The following is a 21,582-nucleotide window of genomic DNA, read 5'->3' on the forward strand; positions in this document are numbered from 1 at the left end:
TTTGCTCCGCGTAGCGGTGAAAGGTGCTTATCGGGGTCGGGTTCGAGACGAAGAAGGACACCAGCAATTCGGTCAGAGGCGACACGCTGAGCACAATCCGATCGCTATCGCTCCTGCGGTAATAACGACTTGCTCGTCTTTATTGAAGGTGACCGGCGTGTTCGAGACGGCGTCGATTACGAGGCCTTCGGCGCCAGGCAGGGCGCAGTGGATGGCGTCGATGGTCAATGGACCTGCCCCGTATTCGTCTGAGAGCACGATGCGCAATCTATGCTCGCCAAGGCTCAAACGCAGGCGCCGTCTCACCGTCTGGTTCCAGAGGTTGAACGGTAGAAGGGTGGACAATGGAAAATCCCCACCCTGTGTCGGCTGAGGCTCGCCGTCCAACTGCCTACCCACCGGTCGATGGAGACCGAGGTGCTCGGCCTTTGCATCGAGGCCGCCGCCGAGGCGAGGCTGGCCGATCTCGTTTCGCAACTGATCTGGCAGCCGCCGGCGCATGCCCGCCAAGCTCCATGGTCACGCGCTTCATATGCTGGCCGGCGAGCGCCGCGAGTTGCTTGCCGACCGGGACGGAGCCGGTGAAGGACACTTTCCGGATCAGCGGATGCGGGATCAGGTAGTTCGAAATCTCCGGTGGGTTGCCATAGACGAGATTGAGCACGCCGTCGGGAAGCCCGGCATCCTTGAAGGCGTCGGCGAGGCAGGCGAGCGAAGCAGGCGTCTCTTCCGGCGGCTTGACGATGATCGAGCATCCGGTCGCGAGTGCCGCACCGATCTTGCGGATCGTCTGCGACACCGGAAAATTCCACGGCGTGAACGCCGCAACCGGCCCGACCGGCTCGCGCACGACCAGCTGATGGACGCTGCTGGCTCGCGCCGGCACGATGCGTCCATAGGTGCGACGCCCCTCCTCCGCGAACCAGTCGAGAATGTCGGCCGAGGCCAGAACTTCGATCGTCGCCTCGCCCAGCGGCTTGCCTTGTTCGAGGCTGAGCAGGCCGGCGATCCTTCCGGCGCGCTCGCGCATCAGCCGGGCCGATTCGCGGATCACCTTGCCACGCTCGAAGGCCGAGACCTTGCGCCAGACCTTGAAGCCGCGTTCGGCTGCTGCGAGCGCTTGGTCGAGATCGGCGGCGCCAGCCATGGCGACCGAGCCGATGACTTTGTCGGTCGACGGGTTGCGCACCTCGAGCGTCTTGCCGCCGGTGGCCGGTCCCCACTTGCCGTCGATGAACAGCCCGACTTCGGGATGCTTTTGTCCTGTCTGATGGTGATTGTCATGGCGGCCAAGACTCAGAGCGAGAGGCTCTCCCTGGTGTCTTCGATGGCGAGGAAAAGCGCGCGGACGAGATCGTCGATCTGGCCCGGCTCGATGATGTAAGGCGGGCAGAGCCCCAGCATGTCACCCATGTTGCGCAGGATGATGCCGCGTTGCCGGCAGGCGCGTTCGACTTGCGCGCCAACCCTGGCCTCGGCCGGAAAAGCCTGTTTGGTACGCCGGTCGGCGACCAGTTCGACGCCGGCAAGCAGGCCGACGCCGCGGATCTCGCCAACCATCGGATGATCTGCGAGCGTGTTGCGCAGCGCTTCCAGCATCCGCGCGCCCAGCGTCCGGGCCCGGCCGACGACATCGATTTCGTGATAGATGCGCAATGCCTCGGCGGCGACCGCCGAGGCGACTGGATGGCCCGAATAGGTGAAGCCGTGCCCGAAGACGCCGTTCTTGTGTCCCTCATCGGCGATCGCCTGGTAGGTCGCGTCCGACACGACGACGGCTGCGATCGGCAGGTAGCCGGAGGAAAGTCCCTTGGCGACGGAGAACATGTCCGGCTTGAAGCCGAAGGTCTGGCTGCCGAACCAGTTGCCGGTCCTGCCAAAGCCGCAGACCACTTCGTCGGCCAGAAGCAGGATATCATGCTCGTCGAGCAGCTTGCGCAGCTTGGGGAAGTAATTTTGCGGCGGCACGATCACACCGCCCGCCCCCATCACCGGCTCGGCGATCATGGCGGCGATCGTGTCTGGCCCGGCCGCCAGGATCATCGCCTCCAGTTCGGCGATCAGCCGGTCGGCGAATTTGTCCTCGCTCTCGCCTTCCCGCCCTTCTCGATAGAAATGCGGCTTGCGGGCATAGAGGATGTCGTCCGTGTTCATGCCGAACGACCAGTGCATATGCGGTAGGCCGCTCAGCACAGCGCCCATCACCGTGCTGCCATGAAAGGCGCCGTTGCGGCTGATGATGCGCCGCTTCCCGGGCTTGCCGCGCGCCGCCTGATAATACCAGGCGAGCTTGATCATGGAGTCGTTGGCTTCGGAACCTGAATTGGCCAGGAATATCCTGCAGTCCGGAATCGGCGAGACCGCCGCGAGTTGCTCGATCAGGTCGATACAGGGCTCGTTCGAGCGGTGATTGAACGTATGATAGTTGGCGAGCTTGGCGAATTGGGCAGCTGCGGCGGCGGCCAATCTCTGATCGTTGAAACCGAGCGACGCTGTCCATAGGCCGGCCATGCCTTCGATATAACGGTTTCCGGCATCGTCGCGGACATAGACTCCGTCGCCGCCGGAGATGATCAGCGGACCATCCTGTTCATGCCGCCGCGCGTCCGTCTGCGAATGCAGATGTAGGCTCATGTCGATTGCCCGAGCCGAATTGTGCAGCATTTCCTGTTCCCTAGAGCCGGATAATTGTTCTTGTGGCTCAACCAAATATCTTATAACTTATAAGTTGTCGAGGGTCAGATAGATGGAAACGGAGGAGACTGAGCATGACGTCCTCAGGCGCGAGCCGATGGCCGAGCAACAGCGGCAATGACGGCATATCGGACGAACAGGCCGCCCGGCTGCGCGAGCGTGCGCGCTTCGTGCGGCTGGAGACGATCAGGCTGATTTCGATCGCCAAGGTGGGCCATTACTCGTCGGTCTTCTCCTGTGCCGAGATTTTCTCGACGCTCTACTACGACACGATGCGGCTACACCGCGGCGAGCCGGGCTGGCAGGACCGCGACCGTTTCCTGATGGGCAAGGGCCATGCGGCGGTCGGCCAGTTTCCGATCCTTGCCGATCTCGACTTCTTCGACCGGTCCTGGCTCGACGACTACACCCGCCTCGGCAGCCCGCTCGGCGATCACCCCGACATGCGCAAGGTGCCCGGCGTCGACTTCAGCTCCGGTTCGATCGGCCATGCCCTGTCCAACGGCGTCGGCATGTCGCTGGGCGGCCGCTTCCACGGAAAGGACTTCAACGTCTTCGTCCTGCTCGGCGACGGCGAAATGCAGGAGGGCCAGGTGTGGGAGGCCGCGATTAGCGCCGCTACCCATCGCTTGAGCAAGCTTGTCGCGATCATCGACCGCAACGGCTACCAGCTCGACGGCAAGGTAGACGACGTCGCGGCGGTCGAGCCACTGGACGAGAAGTGGCGCGCCTTCGGTTGGGAGGTGCATGAGGTCGACGGCCACGACGTCGTCGCGCTCGCCAACCTGCTGCGCAAGGTCAAAGCCGACACCGGCCGCGAAAAACCCTGCTGCATCATCGCCAAAACGCTCAAGGGCAAGGGCATCGACTACATGGAAACCGAACCCGGCTGGCATCTCGGCTATCTCGCGCCGGAAGACGAAGTCCGCGCCCGCGAGACGATCCTGGAAGGTGCGCAATGAGCGCGGCCCTGCATCCCGAAAGCTGGCAATACCGCGAGCTCAACAAACGCGCGCCCTCGCTGGCGACTTTATCCAACACGCTGATCGAGCTTGCCGAGGCCGGCCATCCAGTCGTCGCCGGCACCGCCGATCTTCAGCATTCGAACGGTCTCGTCGGCTTTGCGCGTCGCTTTCCCGAGCGCTTCACGCAATTCGGCATTTCCGAGCAGAACATGGTCTCGGCCGCAGCCGGTATGGCGACGACCGGAGTCATACCCTATGTCGCGACGTTCGCTTCTTTTCTGGCGCTCCTATGCTGCGAGCAGATCCGCATGGACGTCGCCTATTGCGCGCAGCCGGTCCGCCTGATCGGTCACCACACCGGCATCTCGCTCGGGTTCTACGGCACCTCGCATCACGCGACGGAAGACATCGCCATCATGCGTTCGATTGCCGACCTCACCGTCGTCTCTACGGCGGACGGCCCGCAATTCGCGGCGGCGCTGCGCGCTTCCGTCCATCATCCGCAGCCGATCTATTTCCGCATCTCGCGTGGCCACGACCCGGTCGTCTACGCCGAGGACGCCCCATTCGAATTCGGCAAGGCCGTGGTCCATGGCATCGGCGACGACCTCACCATCATCGCATGCGGCATGGCGGTTCATTCGTCCAAACAGGCGATGGAAGCCTTGAACGGCAAGGGCCATTCCGTCGGCCTGATCGACATGCACACGATAAAACCGCTCGACCGCGAAGCGGTGATGCAGGCGGCGCGCAAGTCGCGCATCATCCTCACCGTCGAGGAGCACAATATCCTCGGCGGCCTGGGTGGCGCCGTCGCCGAAGTGCTGGCCGAGGAAGGCGGCGGCGCACGACTGATCCGGCATGGCATCAAGGACGAGTACAGCCTCATCGCGCCGCCGACCCATCTTTACCGTCACTACAAGCTCGATGCGGCCGGCGTCGAAAGCGTCGCGCAATCCCTGCTTGCTTAGCAGGCCGACAATACAGGGACAGAAAAAGCGTCTATTGGATATATCTTGTAGAATCACCGCCGGCAGAAGACGTAAGACAACAATGCCGAGGAGACCTTTGCCGTGAACATTCAGCCCCTAGAGCAGGGCAATCTGTCGGCGCGCGCCTATGTCGCCCTTCGCGAGGGGTTGATCGCGGGACAGTTCCGGCCGGGTCAACGCCTGGTAATGCAGGACCTCGCCGACCAGCTCGGCACCAGCGTCACCCCTGCCCGCGAAGCCTGCCTGCGGCTGGTCAGCGAGCGCGGCCTGGAGCTGCGTTCGGGCCGCTTCGTCACCGTGCCCGCGCTGACGCTGGCGCGCTACATGGAGGTGCGCACCATAAGACTGGCGCTGGAGGGCCTTGCCGCCGGGCTCGCCGCCCAGAATGCGACGAAGGATGACATCGACAAGCTGACCGCCATCCAGAAAGTGTTCGAGAAGGCGGACCAGGCCGGCGATCCGGAGATTTCATTCCGCTACAACCGCGACTTCCACTTCACCGTCTATCGGCTGTCCGGCATGGAAATGCTGGTCGCCCATATCGAGAGCTTGTGGGTCTCGATGGGGCCGATGCTGACCGTCTTCTTCAAGGAAGGCGAGCACAAATATGTCGGGGCCGCCGAGCATCTGACGGTGATCGAGGGCTTGCGCGAGAAGAATTCGGAAAAGGCGCGCACCGCCATGGAGCGGGACCTCATCCTGGGCGGCGAGGATTTCCTGCGCTTCCTGCAGGGACACGAAGGCTTCGTCGCATCCTGACCCACCCTGTCAGGTCTGCAGCCGCGCGACCACCGCGAACGCCTTGTCCGTCGCCATCAGAGCCTGGTCGATATCGGCCTCTTGGTGGGCAGCCGACAGGAACAGCGTGTGCGCCGGATGCAGGTAGACGCCACGGGCGAGCGCTTCCAGGCAGAACGTGTCGCCGAGCTTGCGATCCACATCGTTCTCGAACAAAAGCACCGGCATCTGCACCGGCCCGCTTTGCCGCAAGGGCACGCCGTGCTTGTGCGCCTGCGCATCGAGACCGTCGCGGAAACGCTGCCCCATGGCCCGCATATGCGCCACCGCATCGACGGCGCTAAGCTTCCGGATCGTGGCGATCGCGGCGGCCATGGATACGCCGGCGGTCCAGAAGGAGCCGGTGGTGAAGATGCGCGTCGCTCCCTCGCGAAAGCGGTCGTTGCCGGTGACGGCGGCCAGCGCATGGCCGTTGGCGATCGCCTTGCTCCAGGCGGCCATGTCGGGCCGAACGTCGACCGTTTCCCAGCTGCCGCCCATATCGAGGCGGAAGCCGGCGCGCACGTCGTCCACGATCAGCGCGGCGTCAGCGCTGTCGGCGAGCGCGCGTGCCTTTCGCGCGAACGCCACGGTCGGCAATTCATGCGGCTTGCCAAGGTCGTGCTTGAAAGCCGAAACCAGTATCGCCGCCAGATCGCCCTTGCACAGCTCGGCCGCGGCCTCGAGGCTCTCGACGTTGTTGTAGTCGTAATAAACCAGATGAGCGCGGTCTTCCTCGGTAACGCCGGCGACCGATGGCGAACACCATGGAATGGCGCCGTGATAGGCGCCGCGCGCGATCAGGATCTTGCGGCGCCCAGTGCCCGCCCGGGCGATCGTCAGGCAGGCGGTCGTGGCATCGGTGCCGTTCTTCGAGAACATCGCCCAATCGGCATGCGGGACGGTCTCGACCATGAGTTCCGCCAGTTCGACAAGCCGCTCGCTCGGCCCGTTCATCGCATCGCCGAGCGCCCGCTGCCTGTCGGCCGCGGCCTCGACGTCGGCATCGCCATAGCCCAGGATCATCGGCCCCCAGCCGCAGAGGAAATCGATGTACTCGCGTCCGTCCGCGTCCCAGGTGCGACACCCTTGGGCGCGTGAAAAATACTGGGGATATCCGACCGGCAAGCGCTGTGCATTCTGATGCCCCCACATGCCGCCCGGGATGACGCGCTTTGCCCGGGCGCGCAAGGCGCCGTCTATGCTCTTCGAATGCTGGTCCATGAAAACCCCGCCGCGCGTCGCGAACCGACGCCTAAGACTGCTTTTCAGCATTCGATATATCATGTATCATCCTTGCACAATAGCTCTGGAGTAGCGGGAGGAACATGCAGCCCATCATCGGCATCGTCGCCGACGACCTCACCGGCGGCATGGAAACGGCAGCGATGCTGGTGGCTCTGGGTGTCGATTGCGGCTTCGTGACCAAGCCCGCCCAGGTCCGGCATTTCGCCGACTCGCCCGCCGTCGTCGTCGCGCAGAAGACCCGGGTCGTCCCCGCCGCCGAGGCCGTACGGAAATCGGAAGAAGCCGCACAGCGGCTGCTCGACATCGGCGCGAGGCGGCTGTTCTTCAAATATTGCGCCACCTTCGATTCCACCGATGACGGCAATATCGGCCCCGTGGCCGACAGCCTGCTAGCACTGACGAGAGCCACGCACACCGGTTTCTGCCCGAGTTCCGGCGATCTCGCGCGCAGCGTCTTCCAGGGCCATCTCTTCGTCGGCGCGCAGCTCGTCTCGGAGTCGCCGAAGCGGCACGATCCGCTGACCCCGATGACCGATCCCAATCTGGTGCGCGTGCTGCAGCGGCAGTCGAAACTCGCCGTCGGGCTGTTGCCGCACAATGTCGTGCGGGCGGAGCTTTCCCCCCGGCGCGCCTATGTCAACCAACTGGTCGCGCAAGACATCCGGCACGTCATAATGGATGCGATCTATGCCGAGGATCTCGCCGCGATCGCAGCGCTCACCGTCGACTGGCCGCTGATGACCGGCAACGCGCCGGTCATCCGTCATTATCCCGCGCTCTGGCGCGAGCGCGGCTGGCTGGACGGCGCGCCGCCGAAGCGCCCCCTGCCGGCGGTGGAAAGCCCTGGCGTGGTGCTGGCAGGCAGTTGCGCGGATCGGACACTGGAACAGCTCGAGGCCTTTGAACGAGCAAGGCCGGTGCACCGCATCGACATCGCTTCGGTCGCAAGCGTCGATGCGGCCGTCGAGAAGGCGCTCGGCTGGGCTGGCAACCATCTCAACGGCGGCCCGATCGCGATCGCCACCTCCGCCGGACCGGAGCAGGTCGGCGCCGCGCAGGCAAGACATGGGCGCGAAGGCGCGGCAAGCTTCGCCGAGGCTATTCTTGGCCGACTCTCAGTGGAACTGCGCAAGCGCGGTGTCCGGCGCTTTCTCGTCGCGGGTGGCGAGACATCCGGATCGGTGGTCGAGCAGCTCGGAATCGATCGCTTGAGGATCGGTGCCTACCAGGGTCCGGGCGTCGCGCGCGCGACGACGGAAGAAGGCGAGATCGTCGCGCTCAGCCTCAAATCCGGAAAGCTCGGGCCGCCGGACATGTTTTTACCGACGCTCGAATCCATGCGGCATCCGGAGCCCTGATGATCAACGAAGACAACCTGCCCAACGCCATTGTCGAGACGGTCGGCCGTCTGCAGGACAAGGGCTTCAATCACGGCAACAGCGGCAATGTGAGCCGGCGGGTATCAGGCGGCATGCTGATCACGCCGACGGGAGCCAACAGCAGCAATCTCAAGCCGGACCGGCTTGTCCAGATCGATCCCCACGGCGCCATCAGGGGCGGAGGCATCCCATCCAGCGAATGGCACATGCACGCCGCGATCCTCGATGCCTACCCTGCCGCCAATGCGGTGATCCATACCCATGCCGATGCCTGCGTGGCGCTGGCATGCCTGCGCAGACCGTTGCCGTCTTTCCACTACATGGTCGCGGCCTTCGGCGGCACCGACGTGCGCTGCGCCCGCTACGCCACCTTCGGCACGGCCGATCTCGGGTCATCGGCGGTCGAGGCGCTCAAGGACCGCACCGCCTGCCTGCTCGCCAACCATGGCATGATCGCCATCGGCAAAACGCTGGAAGCCGCCTTCCAGACCACGGTGAAACTGGAGACGCTGGCGCGTCAGTATCTGATGGCGTTACAGGCCGGCGAGCCCGCCCTGCTTCCCGAGGAAGAAATGGAGCGGGTCGGAAAGCGGTACGGCAATTACGGAACGGGTTTGTTGCCCGGCTAGCGAGCACGGAGACATCGTCCTTATGAACCGGATTTTTCGAATGGCTGCGGGCCGGCGATATGGACAGCCCGGGCGGCGTGTGATCTTGAGAGCCCTTGGCCCGATGCGAGAAGCGAGTCCGCTGACGAATGCAGAACCTGCCTGAGATCCAGGCGACGAGCCTGTCTTCGCAGATCTACCTGCGTCTTCGCCAGGAGCTGATGTCGGCGCGGCTCCATCCCGGCGACCGACTCAAGATCCGCGACCTCGCCCAGCAGCTCGGCACCAGCGAGACGCCGGTGCGCGAAGCCATCTTCCAGTTGGTCAAGGACGGCGCGCTGGAAATGAAGCCGGGCTACTACATCCGCGTGCGGCGGATCAGCCTCAAGGAGTATCTGGAGCTGCGCGACATCCGGCTCGTGCTCGAACCCTATGCCGCTTCAAAGGCGATGCCGCATATCGACGAGCCGTTCCTGAAAACCCTCGAGGATATCCATCACAAGCTGATCGAGGCCGAGCGCACCAAGGACTACGCGGCCGCGCTTCAGTACAATTACGACTTCCACTTCGCCGTCCATCGCAAATCGGAAATGCCGCATTTGATCGAGATGATAGAGAGACTGTGGATCCAGGCCGGCCCGTTGCTCAGCCTGCTCTACCCGCATGGCCATCCGACCTATGAAGGCCAGCACCAGCACGTCAACGTGATCGCCGCCTTGCGCGCCAGGGACGAGGTGGCGCTGCGGCGCGCCTTCGAGCAGGACCTGATCGAGGGCGGCCGCAAATTCGTCGAGCACCTCGCCGCGATCGAGAGCAAGGAAGACGCCGAAGACGAGCCCCCACAGCGGTCGCGACGCTAGGCTGACCCTCTCAAAGCTCCCCAAGAATCCAGAAACCTGCTCCAGGATGAGAGACTCCGATTAGGCCCGGAGGCTCACCCTTTTCGCCGTGTCCCTTACGTGGCGTCCGACCCAGTTTTCACCGCTCGCCGAGCAATGCTGAAACGTCCTCATGAGCGCTTGCGACCTTCATCATATATGATATATTCTATTTCCAGAGACCAAAAATAAGGGGAGAACAATGAAGCTTCGCAATGGGATTTTGGGACTGGCGCTCGGCCTTTTGATGGGCGGCGTCTCCTACTCGGCCTTCGCCGACGACGCGTCCACCTTCGTCTATGCCGATGCCGGCGAGCCGAGCACGATCGACCCGGCCAAGGCAAACGTGAACTGGGAGTTCACGGTCACCCGTAACATATACGATCGGCTGGTCGACTTCGACCTCTCCGATCCGTCCAAATTGCTGCCGGCGCTGGCGACGGAATGGAAGCAGGACGGCAAGGTCTGGACCTTCAAGCTACGCGACGGCGTCACCTTCCATGACGGGACCGCCTTCGACGCCAACGACGTCAAGGCGACTCTCGACCGCTTGCTGAAGATCGGCCAGGGGCAATCCTATCTGGTCGATGACATCGCCAGTGTCACAGTGGTCGACCCCAAGACCGTCAAGATCGAGACCAAGGCGCCGACCGTCTTCCTCGCCTCCAACCTCAGCCGCATCGAAATGCTGTCCGACGAGGACATCGCCAAGCACAAGGACGATCTCGGCCAGGCATGGTTCAACGAGAACGCCAACGGCACTGGCCCCTACGAATTCGTGTCCTGGACGCGCGGCACCCAGATCGAGTTGAAGCGCAACGACAAATGGTGGGGCAAGTTCCCGGAAAAGCCCTTCGACCGCGTGCTCGACCGTTTCGTCACCGACGGCGCCAACCGCGCCCGCGGGCTTGAAGGCGGCGAGTTCGACCTCGCCAATTTCGTGCCGCTCGACGAGGCGCTGCGCATCGGTACCAGCAGCGGCTTCCATCTGGTGGAAGGCAACAATCTGTGGGCATGGCCGGCGATCTATCTCAACATGGATCTGGCGCCGACCAACAACAAGGATTTCCGCGAGGCGCTGGTCAAGGCGTTCGACTACAACGCCATGGTTCAATCCTTCCAGGGCAAGGCCGAAGTCGGCCGCGGCCCGGTTCCCTCATGGTTCCCCGGCAGCCCGGAAAAGGAAGAGGCCGAGATCAAGACCGATCTCGACGGCGCCAAGGCAGCACTTGCCAAATCGGGCCTCGCCAACGCCAAGATGAAATGCTCGGTGCCGGCCGGTTTCCCAGAATTCCGCTTCGCCGCGACCGTGCTTCAATCTTCGGCCCAGCAGCTCGGCGTCACCGTGGAAATCGAGGAGCAGCCCTTCGTCGAGGCGATCACGGCCATCAAGTCCGACAAGAGCAACTGCTTCGTACTCGGCAACGCGAACCTCAGCCCATCCGACGCGACCAAGTTCTTTGCCGCGCATTACCTGAAGGGCGGCTTCTACAACTCCGGCAAATTCTTCGACCAGACGCTGCAGGATCTGGTGGCCAAACTGCCGACGATTTCCGACGCCGCCGAACGCGGCAAGCTGCTCAAGCAGGCGGCCGATATCGTGGTGGGCTCGCACTACGTCATCTGGACCGCGCGGCCGAAGACCGTGGTGCCCGAGCCTGACCGGATCGGCGGCTACCGCATCGACCCGGCCGAGTACATCAACGCCCGCTTCTGGGAAATGCACAGCAAGTAACAGCGGCGGGGTGCGCATGCGGACGGCACGGTTGTGATCGCCTTCCTGTTCAAGCGTCTGGTTTGGGGTCTTGTCGTCCTCATCGCCGTCGCGGTCATAACCTTCTTCCTCAGCCGTGTCGTTCCGGCCGACCCTGCCGCCTTCCTGGCCGGCCAGAACGCCTCGGAGGAGACCGTGCAGCGCATCCGCGTCGAGCATGGTCTCGACCGGCCGCTGCCGGAGCAATTCGTTTCCTACATGACCGGCCTCGCCAAGGGCGACCTCGGCGAGTCCATCCGCACGCGGCGCAACGTCAGCACCGACCTCAAGCAGTATCTGCCTGCGACGCTGGAGCTGCTAATCGTCAGCTTCGTCCTCTATCTGGCGATCAGCTTCTCGCTGGCCGTGCTCGCGGCCCGCCGCCCCGGCGGCGCGGTGGACGGCGCGATCCGCCTCATCACCATGATCGGCACCGGCATCCCCGTGTTCTGGCTCGGCATGACGCTGCAGTTCTTCTTCTTCTACAAATTGCACTGGCTGCCGCTCGGCGCGCGCTTCCCGATCCGCGAGACGGCCCCGCCTGTGATCAGCGGCTTCCTGCTCATCGATTCCTTACTGGCCGGCAGCCTCTCGGCCTTTCTCGCCAGCCTGAAGCATCTGGCGCTTCCCGCCGCGACCATCGTCGTCAACCTGCTCGCGGTCGGCACCCGGCTCTCACGCGCCGCCCTCATCCAGGAGCAGAGCCGCCTCTACGTGCGCACGGCGCGCGGCAAGGGCCTGTCGCCCAACCGGATTCTGTTCAAGCACATCTTGCGCAATGCGCTGTCGCCGATCCTGACGGCGACTACCATGCAGTTCGGCTACATGATCAGCTGGGTGATCTTGGTCGAGGTCATCTTCGACTGGCCCGGCATCGGCCTCTATGCCTACCAGTCCTTCCAGGTCTTCGACTATTCGCCGGTCATCGCGCTGGCGATCGTCTCAACGGCCGGCTTCGTGATCATTAACCTGGTGATGGACCTGCTCTATCCGGTGATCGATCCGCGCGTGCAGAGTGTCGGCTCATGAGCATTTCCACCCAGCCCGCGCGCCGCACCATCGCGAGGCCTAAAGGCGTGCTGCTGCCGCTCGCGCTGCTGATGGTGGCCATCCTCGCCGCTTTCACCCTTCTGCCCGGCCTGATCGCGCCGCACGACCCGATCGCGCTGGCCATGGCCGACCGGCTGAAGCCGCCGAGTCTCACGCATGTCTTCGGCACCGACGAGGGCGGCCGCGACGTCTTCTCGCGCATCGTCTACGGCACCCGCTATTCGCTGGGCGTGGCGATCGCCATCGTTTTCGCCTCCGCTCTGTTCGGCGTGGTCTATGGCGCGGTCTCCGGCATGGCGCGCCATAGCATCGACAATCTGATGATGCGCATCGTCGACCTGTTCTTCGGCTTTCCGGCGCTGGTGCTGGCGCTGGCCGTCGCCGCCTCGATCGGGCGCGGCCTCGACAGCGTGGCGCTGTCGCTCGCCATCATCTGGTGGCCGGGCTACGCGCGGCTGGTGCGCGGCGAGGTACTGCGACTGCGCGAGCGACCGCATGTCGAGGCCGCCCGCGCGCTCGGCGTGTCGGAGATGACCATCCTGCGCCGCCATATCATCCCCTTCGTCGTCCAGGAGGTGAATGTGCGCGTCACCACCGACATCGGCTACGCGCTGGTCGCCGTCACCGCCCTTTCCTTCCTCGGTCTCGGCGCCAATTCTCCCACACCGGAATGGGGCCTGCTGATCCGCGACTCGCGCCCCTATTTCGGCTCGGCCTGGTGGTACCTTGTCTTTCCCGGCACCATGATCATGCTGACGGCCACTGCCTTCTCGCTCATCGGCGATGCGCTCGCGTCGAGGCGGGCCGCATGATCCTGTCCGTCCACGACTTCTCAATCGGCTTCCAGCGCGAGGGCCAGAACCTCGTCGCGGTGGATCGAATTTCCTTCGACGTCGCCGAGGGCGAGACTTTCGTCATCATCGGCGAGTCCGGCTCGGGCAAGTCGCTGACCGGGATGTCGATCGCCGGCCTGCAGCCGCCCACCGCCTTCGTCTCCGGCTCGATCCGCTTCAAGGATCGCGAAATGCTGAAACGGCCCGATGCCGAACTGCGCAAGCTGCGCGGCCCGGAGATCGGCCTGATCTATCAGGACCCGTTGAGCTCGCTGAACCCGGTCTGGCCGGTCGGCGACCAGATCGCGGAAACTCTATTCGCGCACGGCCTTGCCGGCCGCGCCGAGGCAAGGAAGCGCGCCGTGGAGATGCTGGAGCGCGTCCGCATTCCCGACCCCCGCCGTGTCGCCTCCGCCTATCCGCACGAGATCAGCGGCGGCATGCGGCAGCGCGCGATGATCGCGATGGCGCTCGCCGCCGGTCCGAGCCTGCTGATCGCCGACGAGCCGACGACGGCGCTCGACGTCACCATCAAGGCACAAATGCTTGAGCTTCTCGCCGATCTCAAGCGCGAGCTGGCGCTGACGATCATTCTGATCACACACGACATGGGCGTGGTCGCCGAAGTTGCCGACCGGATCCTCGTGCTCTATGCCGGCCGCATCGCCGAGGTCGGGCCGGCCGATTCCATCATGCTGCAGCCTTCGCATCCCTACACGGCGGCGCTGATGACCAGCGCCATGATTTCGCAGACGCCGGCCAAACAGGAGCTCAACGCCATCGTCGGCGGCGCGCCCGGGCTAGGTGCCTTCCCGCCCGGCTGCCGCTTCCATCCGCGCTGCCCGCGCGCGCAGGACGACTGCAAGGCCATCGAACCGCCGCGTCGCGGTTTCGGCGCCGTGGAGCTCGCCTGCCACCATCCGATCGAGGCAGCGATGTCTCTAACCGCGGCGAGGAGCTGACAGATGGCGCTTCTCGAGCTCGATGCCGTCTCGAAGACATTCTCGCAGCGCCGAGGTGGCCGCGCCGTGCAGGCGGTGGCCGGAGTCTCGCTGGCCGTCGGCAAGGGAGAGACGTTGGGGCTGGTCGGCGAGAGCGGATGCGGAAAATCCACCCTCGCCCGGCTGGCGCTCAAGCTGGTCGATGTGACGGACGGGCGCGTGCGCTTCGACGGTGTCGACGTCACCGGTTTTGCCGGCCGGCGGATGCTCCCGATCCGCCGTCGCCTGCAGGCCGTGTTCCAGGATCCGCTGGCCTCGCTCAACGCGCGCATGACCATTGCCGAGGTGATGCGCGAACCTTTCGATACCCATGGCGTCAAGCTTGGCGCCGGGCTTGAGCCGCGCATCCGCGAGCTACTGTCCTTTGTCGGGCTGGAGAACATCGATATCCGAAAAATGCCCGGACAGTTTTCCGGCGGCCAGCTGCAGCGAATCGCCATCGCAAGGGCGCTGGCGCTCGAACCGGAAATCATCGTCGCAGACGAACCGACCTCGGCGCTCGATCCGTCGATCCAGGCGCAGATCGTCAACCTGATGCTGCAGATCCAGCGCAAGCGCGGCATCTCCTACCTGATCATCTCGCATGACCTCGACGTCATCGGCCATGTCGCCGACCGCATCGCGGTGATGTATCTGGGCACCATCATCGAGCAGGGATCGGCCGACGAGATCATGCGGCGGCCGCTGCATCCTTACACGCAGGCGCTGCTGTCGGCCGCGCCGACCCTTGCCGCGCGCCGCCAGGTCGGCTGGAAGCGCATCATGCTCACCGGCGATCCGCCCAATCCAGCCGACGTGCCATCCGGCTGCCGTTTCCACCCGCGCTGCCATCTGGCGCGCGACATCTGCCGGTCAAATGTGCCGCCGCTGCGTGCCATGCCCGGCACTGGCCAGATGGTAGCCTGCCACCTCGCGCCCGACGAGACGGCGCGAGCGGGCGCCGAGGTGGGACGCGCCAGGCGCGGGCTGACCATCGCCAACTAGAAGCACAAGTGGAAGAGGGAGGCGTTATGAAACGGTCGAAGGAAATCCACGTGACGGGCCTGGGCTTTCCTGAGGGACCGGTGGCGCTCCCTGACGGTTCGGTCGCCTTCGTTGACCTGCTGCACGCCAAGGTCCGCGCCTTCAAGGACGGTGCCGTGCGCGAGCTGGCCACGCTTCCCGGCGCGCCGAACGGCATGCGGCTCGGCCCCGACGGCGCGCTCTACATCTGCAACAATGGCGGCCTAGCGCCGGAATCGTTGGAGATGCTGCATTTCGCCACGCCGATGATCCCCGGCTGCATCCAGCGCCTGCAGCTCGACGGCCGTTGGGAGAATTTTGCCGACCAACTCCCAGGCGCAAAGCCATCGCGGCCGAACGACCTCATCTTCACGCCGGAAGGCGAGATCGTGTTCACCGATCCGCAGAACTGGGAGGTGCTGGGAGCCGACCACGCGTCCTATCACGGCGGGCAGTTGCTAGCGGCGGGACGGGACCGGAAGGTCCGCGCGCTGGCCAAGATGACCGGCTTCCCGAACGGGCTGGTGTTCCATCCCGACGGCTCGCTGATCGTCGGCATCACCATGGAGCATCGCCTGCTGCGCTTCGACTGGAAGGACGCCAGCGTCGGCGCGATGACCGAATGGGTTCGTTTGGACGACCGCTTCAATCCGGACGGCATGGTCTTCCATGAGGGCCTGCTCTACGTCACCGGCAGCACCGGCGATCGGGTCGCGATCCTCGACGCCACCGGCCGGCTGGTCGAGATGATCGATTGCGGCGAGGGCAGCGACCCGACCAATTGCTGTGTCCATGACGGCCGGCTCTGGGTGACGCTCGGCCTGCCAGGCCAGCTAGTCTCCTACGCCCTTTGACCAACCGCCCTCAAGATCATCCTTGAACGAGTAAGCCCATGTCCCGCGAAGACGATTTCGTTCCACCCGAACTTGGTCCCGTCAACATCCGCCCGCGCAAGGCCTGGGCCATGTCCGCGGACGAGCATTGGCACTCAAATCCCTGGTACGAGGCGCCGCGCGGCGACCCGGCCCTGCCCGAGGTCTACACCTACACGGACGCCATGTCCTATGACCCGGGCGACGAGGTAGTGTTTCATTCCTCGACCACCGCGCCGCATTGGACGCTGGAGATCTATCGCGACGGCTATCGGCCGGAGACCGTCCACAAGGTCGAGGACATCGCCGGTGTCTTCGCGCCGACGCCGGCGGATGCATACCGCTCCGGCTGCGGCTGGCCCGTCAGCCACCGCTGGCGCCTGCCGGCAGATCTGCGCTCGGGCTTCTACCGCATCGTCTCGACCTGCGCCCGCGCCAATGGCGGCAAGTTCGTCCAGCATCACTTCTTCGTCGTGCGGCCGACAGCGGCCACGCGCCGCGCGAAGATCCTGATGATCCTGCCAACCGGCACCTGGACCGCCTACAATGATTTTGGCGGGGCCAACCACTATTTCGGCGTCGTCGGTCCGGGCAAGGACCAGCCCTCCCCCGTGCTCTCGCTCGAGCGCCCTTGGACCCGGGGCGTTGTCTGGCTGCCGCCCGGCGCGCCGCGCATCTGCGCCGACCCGCTTCCGGAATTCGGCGATGCGCCGCGCTACCCGATGAAGGAATGGGCTTATGCCAACGGCTTCGGCCAATATTACGCCGCCGCCGGCTGGGCGCAGTTCGACCGCCATTTCGTGCTGTGGGCGGAGAAGGAAGGTTACGAGCTCGACATGATCACGCAGACCGACCTGCACTACAGGCCGGAACTGCTCGACGCCTATCCCTGCGTGACCATTGTCGGCCATGACGAATATTGGACCCGCGAGATGCGGCTGGCGATCGAAGCCTATGTCGAGCGCGGCGGCCGTCTTGCGCGTTTCGGCGCCAACTTCCTCTGGCAGATCCGCCTAGAGGACGACGGCAAGCGCCAGATCTGCCACAAGTTCAACGCCATCAACGCCGACCCGGTCGCCGGCACCGACAAGGCGCATCTGCTGTCGACCGCCTGGGAGGACAAGGATGTCGCATGGCCGGGCGCCTCGACCGTCGGCGTCAACGGATTGCACGGGCTCTACGCGTCCTGGGGCGGCTTCGCGCCGCACGGCCAAAAAGGCTTCACCGTCTACCGGCCGGAGCATTGGGTGTTTGCCCGCACGGGGCTGCACTATGCCGACATCTTCGGCGACAAGGAGCGCATCTTCGCCTACGAGGTCGACGGTCTCGACTACACATTCAGGCATGGCCTGCCCTACCCTGTCCCGGTCGAGGGTCAGCCGGAGACGATCGAGATCCTCGCCATGGCGCCGGCGGTGCTTGCCGAGGACGAGCCCGACGGCGAAGGCTTCCGCTATTACGTCCGGAGCAGCGACCACGAAGGACTGGTGAAATGCGTCACCGGCGAGGTAACGCCGGAAGGACTTGCCCGCTACAAATACGGCGCCGGCATGATGGTTCACATGACGCGCGGCAAAGGCGAGGTGCTGACCGCCGCGACATGCGAGTGGGTCATGGGCCTCAAGCGCGGCGACCGCTTCACCGAGCAGATCACCCGCAACGTGCTTGACCAGTTCACAAACGCATGACGCCGGACCGTCGCAATAAAGAATCTTTGGACGGTCAGTCGCAAAGCTCAGTTATCCTTTGTAGCCTGACGTAGATAGCCTGCGGTGGTGTCAGCTCGATCGCTACGACGCGACACGATATGCGAAGGGTACCGATGCGAAATGTGGGCAGCACTTGCAGCGCTCTCCCGCGAGCAGCCTTTCCCAAAGTTGGAGTTTGAACGGCAAGCAGCTGAGCACAGCGGACCGCGGCGATCGCGTGACCGCCCAACAGTAAGGCCGCCTAGATCAGACCGGGACGGCCAGAGATTTACGATGAAACCTCCTGCGATCGCCTTCAAGTCGCGCAATACGGAAGCTATGTGCGGCCACGGGAAGTCGGTAGGGTCACCGATATCCCGGTCGGCCCCCACGATCATTTCCAACTTGGCGATGACGCCGAGTAGCGACGGAGCCGCGACTTCGGGGATCGAATCTTGAAGGTTTAGAGCTTCGGTCATCGCAAAGACCTCGGCTTCGCAAGCTACGAGATGCTCAGAGTCTAGACCCGTAGTAGGCACTGATGGTTGCCCCGGCATCGGCTTGCCCGCTGTCAATACCTGAATTCCGGTATTGGCGATCATTCGGGCCTCCATCCGCTGCTGAATTCGACACAACAGCAATGAGGCATATCGAGCTCGTTGCCACTCGCTCCAGAGACTCAAAGCGGAATCTGTGGCTTGGGGCCCCGGTCTCTTGAGCTCGTCGCGTTGGCGGCCGATGACGAAAGGCAAAGTCGTGGTATTGTCGGAATCAACCATGATCCGAGCTCCAAACAGCTTGGGTTGTGGTCAGGCCGAGCGACGTGTTCGTGCACGTTGATAACAAAACTGAGCGCTTCGAACTGCGGCTTACGGGTGACTTGCTTGCCCGCGTTGACGAATGGCGCCGAAATCAGCCCGATCTTCCCACCAGATCGGAGGCTTTGGCCTGCTGCCGGTTTTTCGGACACCAGATTAAGCTAACATAGCTTGCTCCTCGAACTCGACAGGGCTCATATAGCCCAACGTCGAGTGCCTTCGCCGAGGGTTGTAGAAGCGCTCGATGTAATCGAACACGTCCGCCCTGGCGTCATCTCTCGTCCTGTAGACCTTGCGGGCTGTCCGCTCGGTTTTCAGCGACGAGAAGAAGCTCTCCATTGCTGCATTGTCCCAGACGTTGCCCGAACGGCTCATCGAGCAGGTGATGCCGTGGTCGGCCATCAGGCGCTGGAACTGCTCGCTGGTGTATTGGCTGCCCTGGTCGCTGTGGTGTAGCAGGCTGTCCGGCCTGCCTCTGCGCCAGATCGCCATGATCAGGGCGTCGGTGACGAGTTGCGCCGTCATCTCCGCCTTCATCGCCCAGCCGACGACGCGCCTGGAGAACAGGTCGACGACGGCGGCAACGTAAAGCCACCCTTCAGCGGTCCAGATGTAGGTGAAGTCGGCGATCCACTTCTGGTTCGGGGCCAATGCCTCGAAGGCGCGGTCAAGGAGATTGTCCGACACTGCCGCTCGCTCGCCCATGTCCTTCGGCAGTCCGCGGCGCCGAGGCCGGGCCCGCAGACCGTTCACCCGCATGAGCCTCTCGACGCGATGCAAGCCACAGGAGAGACCCTCGGCCAGCACGTCATGCCAGACGCGTCTAGCGCCATAGGTTCGGTCGCTGCTCTTGAAGCTCCGGTCGATCGCCGTCACCAACACTTCATCGTGCCGGGAGCGGGAACTGGGACTGCGATTAAGCCAGGCATGGAAGCCCGAACGGGAGACATCCAGCGCGTCGCACAGCCATGCCACCGGCCAGATGTTCCGGTGCCTCGCGATGAAAGCGAACCTCATGTCACTTCCCTCGCGAAGTAGGCTGCGGCCTTTTTTAGGATGTCGCGCTCCGCCTTCAGCTTCGCCACTTCCTTGCGCAGCCGGTCAATCTCGAGCTGCTCCGGCTTCATCTGCCCGTGGCCGGGAAACGCATGCTGCGGATCCGTCGACAGATCGCGCACCCATTTGCGCAGCACGTTCTCGTGGACATCGAGGTCGCGGGCAGCCTGGGCCACCGCAACGCCCCGATCCTTGATCAATCTCACCGCCTCAAGCTTGAACTCGCGGCTGAACTTCCTTCTTTGCATTCCCACTCTCCAGTTCCGTCAAACACCTTATCTCGGTGTCCACGAAACCGGCAGCAGGCCACTTTCCGCCGACTTGTCGAAGCTGGTCTAGGCTCTAAGACAATCGGTAAGCCAGAACCAGGCGACACATGACTCGAGAGGAATTGGCAGAGCGCTGCAGTCTGAGCGCCCGCTATATAGCTGCCGTTGAACGCGCTGATGTTTCTGCAAGCGTTACAGTTCTTGGGCGCATCGCCGACGCGCTAGGAATGGAGCCGGAAGCGCTCATTCGCAAAGCGAAAAGCAGTCATTTAGAATAGGTCCGCGCATAGCCGCTCGCGAGCGCGCAGTAAACAGCGCCGTAGCGAGCGAGCGGCGGGTTTGCGCCATATCATGGTCGATAGAGTCGGACCTGGAATGCAAAGCCACCGGCGTGGAGTTCATCGCAGAAAACGGCGGGAGCCTTGGTGTGGGCTTGGCCAAGCGGCCCTTAACGATGCCCCATCGGCCAAATCCGACACCATCGGCTGGCCGTCAACAGACCGTCCCAAGCTGCGGTAGCCAGGACGCAGTGTTTCTGATCATCGCGAAAATCGTAGTCGCTTAGCCCTAAAAGCTAGGGCCTCACTGGCGCCCTGAACTTACCTTAAATCTCTGCGCAGCCCGCACCGTGAATTTCTTAAATTCGTTGCCGTGGGGGCGATCGAGTGTCGCGGGATTCCAAGCTAGTGCATAGGGCTCGGAAAGAGCCATCCAGCAATCGCACGGCACCACAAGTTTCCGACTCGCAATTTCGTTCGCTACTAGCGAAGCCTGTCCCAGTACAAGACCGGCACCATCAATTGCGGCGTCAATTGCGGTAGTAGAAAGGGAGAACGAAATCCCGCAGTGCTGTTCCAGCGATTCCAAACCAAAACGGATCGCCCAATCCGACCATGAAGGCGGCGATTGATAAGGATTCTTCCACTCGATCCCGACCAGAGGCCATCTCAGGACGTCAGCCGGATTCTCGATTGGATGCGCCTTTAGGAATGACGGAGAACACATCGGCGCTACGCGGTCGACGAACAGGTCGGTGAAATGCGCGTATTTGAGACGAGCCGTCCCGTAGGAGATGCGAAAGTCCACCTGTTCATCATCGAATACGGGCTCGTGATCGTCCCCTAGCAGCCTTACGCTGACGCCGGGCGTCAATTTCTGCCATTCCGCCACTAGCGAGCGCACCCATCGGATGGCCAACGAGGGCGGTGCGCTCATGACGATCTCCGACTTTAGGCGCGCACGTTGAAGAACGTCGTTAGCCGCACGCAGGTGGTCGAAACCCTCACGCACGCTCCGCAGGTAAATTTGTCCCCAGGACGTCAGGACCAGACTGCGTCCCTTCCGTTCGAACAGGGCTACACCGACCTCATCCTCAAGCCGGCTGATGTGCTGGCTGACGGCTCCCGACGACAAACCGAGATCGCGCGCAGCTATTGCCACGCTGCCTGAACGGCCAACGGCTTCAAAGGCTTGTACTCCACGAAGGCTTGGCAAACGAACGCTCATGCGGCCTCACCACAGTTCGAAATTCTTTAGGAAAGCTAAATAGCAACGCACGTTTTGGCCAATTGACCGCGCCTGACATCTGCATTCCTAATTAATCGGCAAAGTGGCGCGCTGACAAACACAAAATGACCGCCTGCCCACATGCCTAGACATCACAATCTGGAACGGCATCAGCGAAAGGATTCCGATGCGA

The 21,582-nt window shown here is 63.6% G+C and carries 17 protein-coding genes and 2 pseudogenes; 14 read left to right on the forward strand and 5 right to left on the reverse strand.

Annotation, left to right across the window (positions count from 1 at the left end; all coding sequences use genetic code 11):
- Positions 1 to 460 precede the first annotated feature (460 nt).
- Positions 461 to 1,300: pseudogene (locus ACR64R_RS18540) on the reverse strand (aldehyde dehydrogenase family protein); the annotation flags it as partial.
- On the reverse strand, positions 1,297 to 2,664 hold the full coding sequence (locus tag ACR64R_RS18545) for an aminotransferase (protein WP_487357764.1): 1,368 nt from the start codon (positions 2,662 to 2,664) through the stop codon (positions 1,297 to 1,299). The pseudogene ACR64R_RS18540 and the gene ACR64R_RS18545, both read right to left, overlap by 4 nt.
- 104 nt (positions 2,665 to 2,768) lie before the next feature.
- Here ACR64R_RS18545 and ACR64R_RS18550 point away from each other — a divergent pair, with 104 nt between their 5' ends.
- From ACR64R_RS18550 to ACR64R_RS18560, 3 genes are all read left to right on the forward strand, one after another.
- The gene (locus ACR64R_RS18550; protein ID WP_487357765.1) at positions 2,769 to 3,656 is read left to right on the forward strand and encodes a transketolase; all 888 of its coding nucleotides are present in this window, start codon (positions 2,769 to 2,771) and stop codon (positions 3,654 to 3,656) included.
- On the forward strand, positions 3,653 to 4,630 hold the full coding sequence (locus ACR64R_RS18555) for a transketolase family protein (protein WP_487357766.1): 978 nt from the start codon (positions 3,653 to 3,655) through the stop codon (positions 4,628 to 4,630). The genes ACR64R_RS18550 and ACR64R_RS18555 overlap by 4 nt, the downstream gene beginning before the upstream one ends.
- Positions 4,631 to 4,732: 102 nt before the next feature.
- Positions 4,733 to 5,410 (forward strand): GntR family transcriptional regulator, encoded by a 678-nt coding sequence (locus ACR64R_RS18560; RefSeq protein WP_487357767.1) that lies wholly within the window; start codon positions 4,733 to 4,735, stop codon positions 5,408 to 5,410.
- Between the two features lie 9 nt (positions 5,411 to 5,419).
- On the opposite strand, the gene ACR64R_RS18565 is transcribed toward ACR64R_RS18560, so the two are convergent.
- Positions 5,420 to 6,652 carry an aminotransferase class III-fold pyridoxal phosphate-dependent enzyme gene (locus ACR64R_RS18565; RefSeq protein ID WP_487357768.1) on the reverse strand — a complete coding sequence of 411 codons (1,233 nt, stop codon included), beginning with the start codon at positions 6,650 to 6,652 and terminating at the stop codon, positions 5,420 to 5,422.
- Positions 6,653 to 6,756: 104 nt separating this feature from the next.
- On the opposite strand from ACR64R_RS18565, the gene otnK reads away from it, so the two are divergent.
- From otnK to ACR64R_RS18615, 10 genes are all read left to right on the forward strand, one after another.
- Positions 6,757 to 8,034: a 3-oxo-tetronate kinase gene (otnK, locus tag ACR64R_RS18570; RefSeq protein WP_487357769.1), complete on the forward strand. Its 1,278-nt coding sequence runs from the start codon at positions 6,757 to 6,759 to the stop codon at positions 8,032 to 8,034.
- Positions 8,034 to 8,684 carry a class II aldolase/adducin family protein gene (locus ACR64R_RS18575; RefSeq protein ID WP_487357770.1) on the forward strand — a complete coding sequence of 217 codons (651 nt, stop codon included), beginning with the start codon at positions 8,034 to 8,036 and terminating at the stop codon, positions 8,682 to 8,684. Before otnK ends, ACR64R_RS18575 begins: the two co-directional genes overlap by 1 nt.
- 128 nt (positions 8,685 to 8,812) lie before the next feature.
- The gene (locus ACR64R_RS18580; protein ID WP_487357771.1) at positions 8,813 to 9,523 is read left to right on the forward strand and encodes a GntR family transcriptional regulator; all 711 of its coding nucleotides are present in this window, start codon (positions 8,813 to 8,815) and stop codon (positions 9,521 to 9,523) included.
- Between the two features lie 265 nt (positions 9,524 to 9,788).
- The gene (locus tag ACR64R_RS18585; protein WP_487362483.1) at positions 9,789 to 11,276 is read left to right on the forward strand and encodes an ABC transporter substrate-binding protein; all 1,488 of its coding nucleotides are present in this window, start codon (positions 9,789 to 9,791) and stop codon (positions 11,274 to 11,276) included.
- Positions 11,277 to 11,309: 33 nt separating this feature from the next.
- A complete protein-coding gene (locus ACR64R_RS18590; RefSeq protein WP_487357772.1) occupies positions 11,310 to 12,323 on the forward strand; it encodes an ABC transporter permease in 1,014 nt (337 codons plus the stop codon).
- 71 nt (positions 12,324 to 12,394) lie between these two features.
- Entirely contained in the window at positions 12,395 to 13,156 is a 762-nt protein-coding gene (locus ACR64R_RS18595) for an ABC transporter permease (protein WP_487362484.1), read from the forward strand.
- Entirely contained in the window at positions 13,156 to 14,139 is a 984-nt protein-coding gene (locus tag ACR64R_RS18600; protein ID WP_487362485.1) for an ABC transporter ATP-binding protein, read from the forward strand. The genes ACR64R_RS18595 and ACR64R_RS18600 overlap by 1 nt, the downstream gene beginning before the upstream one ends.
- Positions 14,140 to 14,142: 3 nt before the next feature.
- Complete coding sequence (locus tag ACR64R_RS18605; protein WP_487357773.1) at positions 14,143 to 15,162, forward strand: ABC transporter ATP-binding protein; 1,020 nt, start codon at positions 14,143 to 14,145, stop codon at positions 15,160 to 15,162.
- Between the two features lie 26 nt (positions 15,163 to 15,188).
- Complete coding sequence (locus ACR64R_RS18610) at positions 15,189 to 16,034, forward strand: SMP-30/gluconolactonase/LRE family protein (protein WP_487357774.1); 846 nt, start codon at positions 15,189 to 15,191, stop codon at positions 16,032 to 16,034.
- Between the two features lie 38 nt (positions 16,035 to 16,072).
- A complete protein-coding gene (locus tag ACR64R_RS18615; protein ID WP_487357775.1) occupies positions 16,073 to 17,740 on the forward strand; it encodes a N,N-dimethylformamidase beta subunit family domain-containing protein in 1,668 nt (555 codons plus the stop codon).
- A 974-nt stretch (positions 17,741 to 18,714) separates the two neighbouring features.
- On the opposite strand, the gene ACR64R_RS18620 is transcribed toward ACR64R_RS18615, so the two are convergent.
- Positions 18,715 to 19,862 (reverse strand): IS3 family transposase gene (locus ACR64R_RS18620; protein ID WP_487357776.1). Its coding sequence is split into 2 segments (ribosomal slippage): positions 18,715 to 19,613 and positions 19,613 to 19,862, totalling 1,149 coding nucleotides; the frame shifts between segments, so codons are not numbered across the junction.
- Positions 19,863 to 19,975: 113 nt separating this feature from the next.
- On the opposite strand from ACR64R_RS18620, the pseudogene ACR64R_RS18625 reads away from it, so the two are divergent.
- Positions 19,976 to 20,161, forward strand: a pseudogene (locus ACR64R_RS18625) (helix-turn-helix domain-containing protein); the annotation flags it as partial.
- Positions 20,162 to 20,465: 304 nt separating this feature from the next.
- On the opposite strand, the gene ACR64R_RS18630 reads toward ACR64R_RS18625, so the two are convergent.
- Positions 20,466 to 21,389 (reverse strand): LysR family transcriptional regulator, encoded by a 924-nt coding sequence (locus tag ACR64R_RS18630; protein WP_487357777.1) that lies wholly within the window; start codon positions 21,387 to 21,389, stop codon positions 20,466 to 20,468.
- Positions 21,390 to 21,582: the final 193 nt, after the last annotated feature.

The organism is Mesorhizobium sp. MC2-1-1 (assembly GCF_057597255.1).

What these genes read in the sequence shown, in the direction of transcription:
- ACR64R_RS18545 (WP_487357764.1), bottom strand. Translation starts at nt 2,664, where the DNA reads ATGCTGCACAATTCGGCTCGGGCAATCGACATGAGCCTACATCTGCAT.
- ACR64R_RS18550 (WP_487357765.1), top strand. Translation starts at nt 2,769, where the DNA reads ATGACGTCCTCAGGCGCGAGCCGATGGCCGAGCAACAGCGGCAATGAC.
- ACR64R_RS18555 (WP_487357766.1), top strand. Translation starts at nt 3,653, where the DNA reads ATGAGCGCGGCCCTGCATCCCGAAAGCTGGCAATACCGCGAGCTCAAC.
- ACR64R_RS18565 (WP_487357768.1), bottom strand. Translation starts at nt 6,652, where the DNA reads ATGGACCAGCATTCGAAGAGCATAGACGGCGCCTTGCGCGCCCGGGCA.
- otnK (WP_487357769.1), top strand. Translation starts at nt 6,757, where the DNA reads ATGCAGCCCATCATCGGCATCGTCGCCGACGACCTCACCGGCGGCATG.
- ACR64R_RS18575 (WP_487357770.1), top strand. Translation starts at nt 8,034, where the DNA reads ATGATCAACGAAGACAACCTGCCCAACGCCATTGTCGAGACGGTCGGC.
- ACR64R_RS18580 (WP_487357771.1), top strand. Translation starts at nt 8,813, where the DNA reads ATGCAGAACCTGCCTGAGATCCAGGCGACGAGCCTGTCTTCGCAGATC.
- ACR64R_RS18585 (WP_487362483.1), top strand. Translation starts at nt 9,789, where the DNA reads ATGGGCGGCGTCTCCTACTCGGCCTTCGCCGACGACGCGTCCACCTTC.
- ACR64R_RS18595 (WP_487362484.1), top strand. Translation starts at nt 12,395, where the DNA reads ATGGTGGCCATCCTCGCCGCTTTCACCCTTCTGCCCGGCCTGATCGCG.
- ACR64R_RS18605 (WP_487357773.1), top strand. Translation starts at nt 14,143, where the DNA reads ATGGCGCTTCTCGAGCTCGATGCCGTCTCGAAGACATTCTCGCAGCGC.
- ACR64R_RS18610 (WP_487357774.1), top strand. Translation starts at nt 15,189, where the DNA reads ATGAAACGGTCGAAGGAAATCCACGTGACGGGCCTGGGCTTTCCTGAG.
- ACR64R_RS18615 (WP_487357775.1), top strand. Translation starts at nt 16,073, where the DNA reads ATGTCCCGCGAAGACGATTTCGTTCCACCCGAACTTGGTCCCGTCAAC.
- ACR64R_RS18630 (WP_487357777.1), bottom strand. Translation starts at nt 21,389, where the DNA reads ATGAGCGTTCGTTTGCCAAGCCTTCGTGGAGTACAAGCCTTTGAAGCC.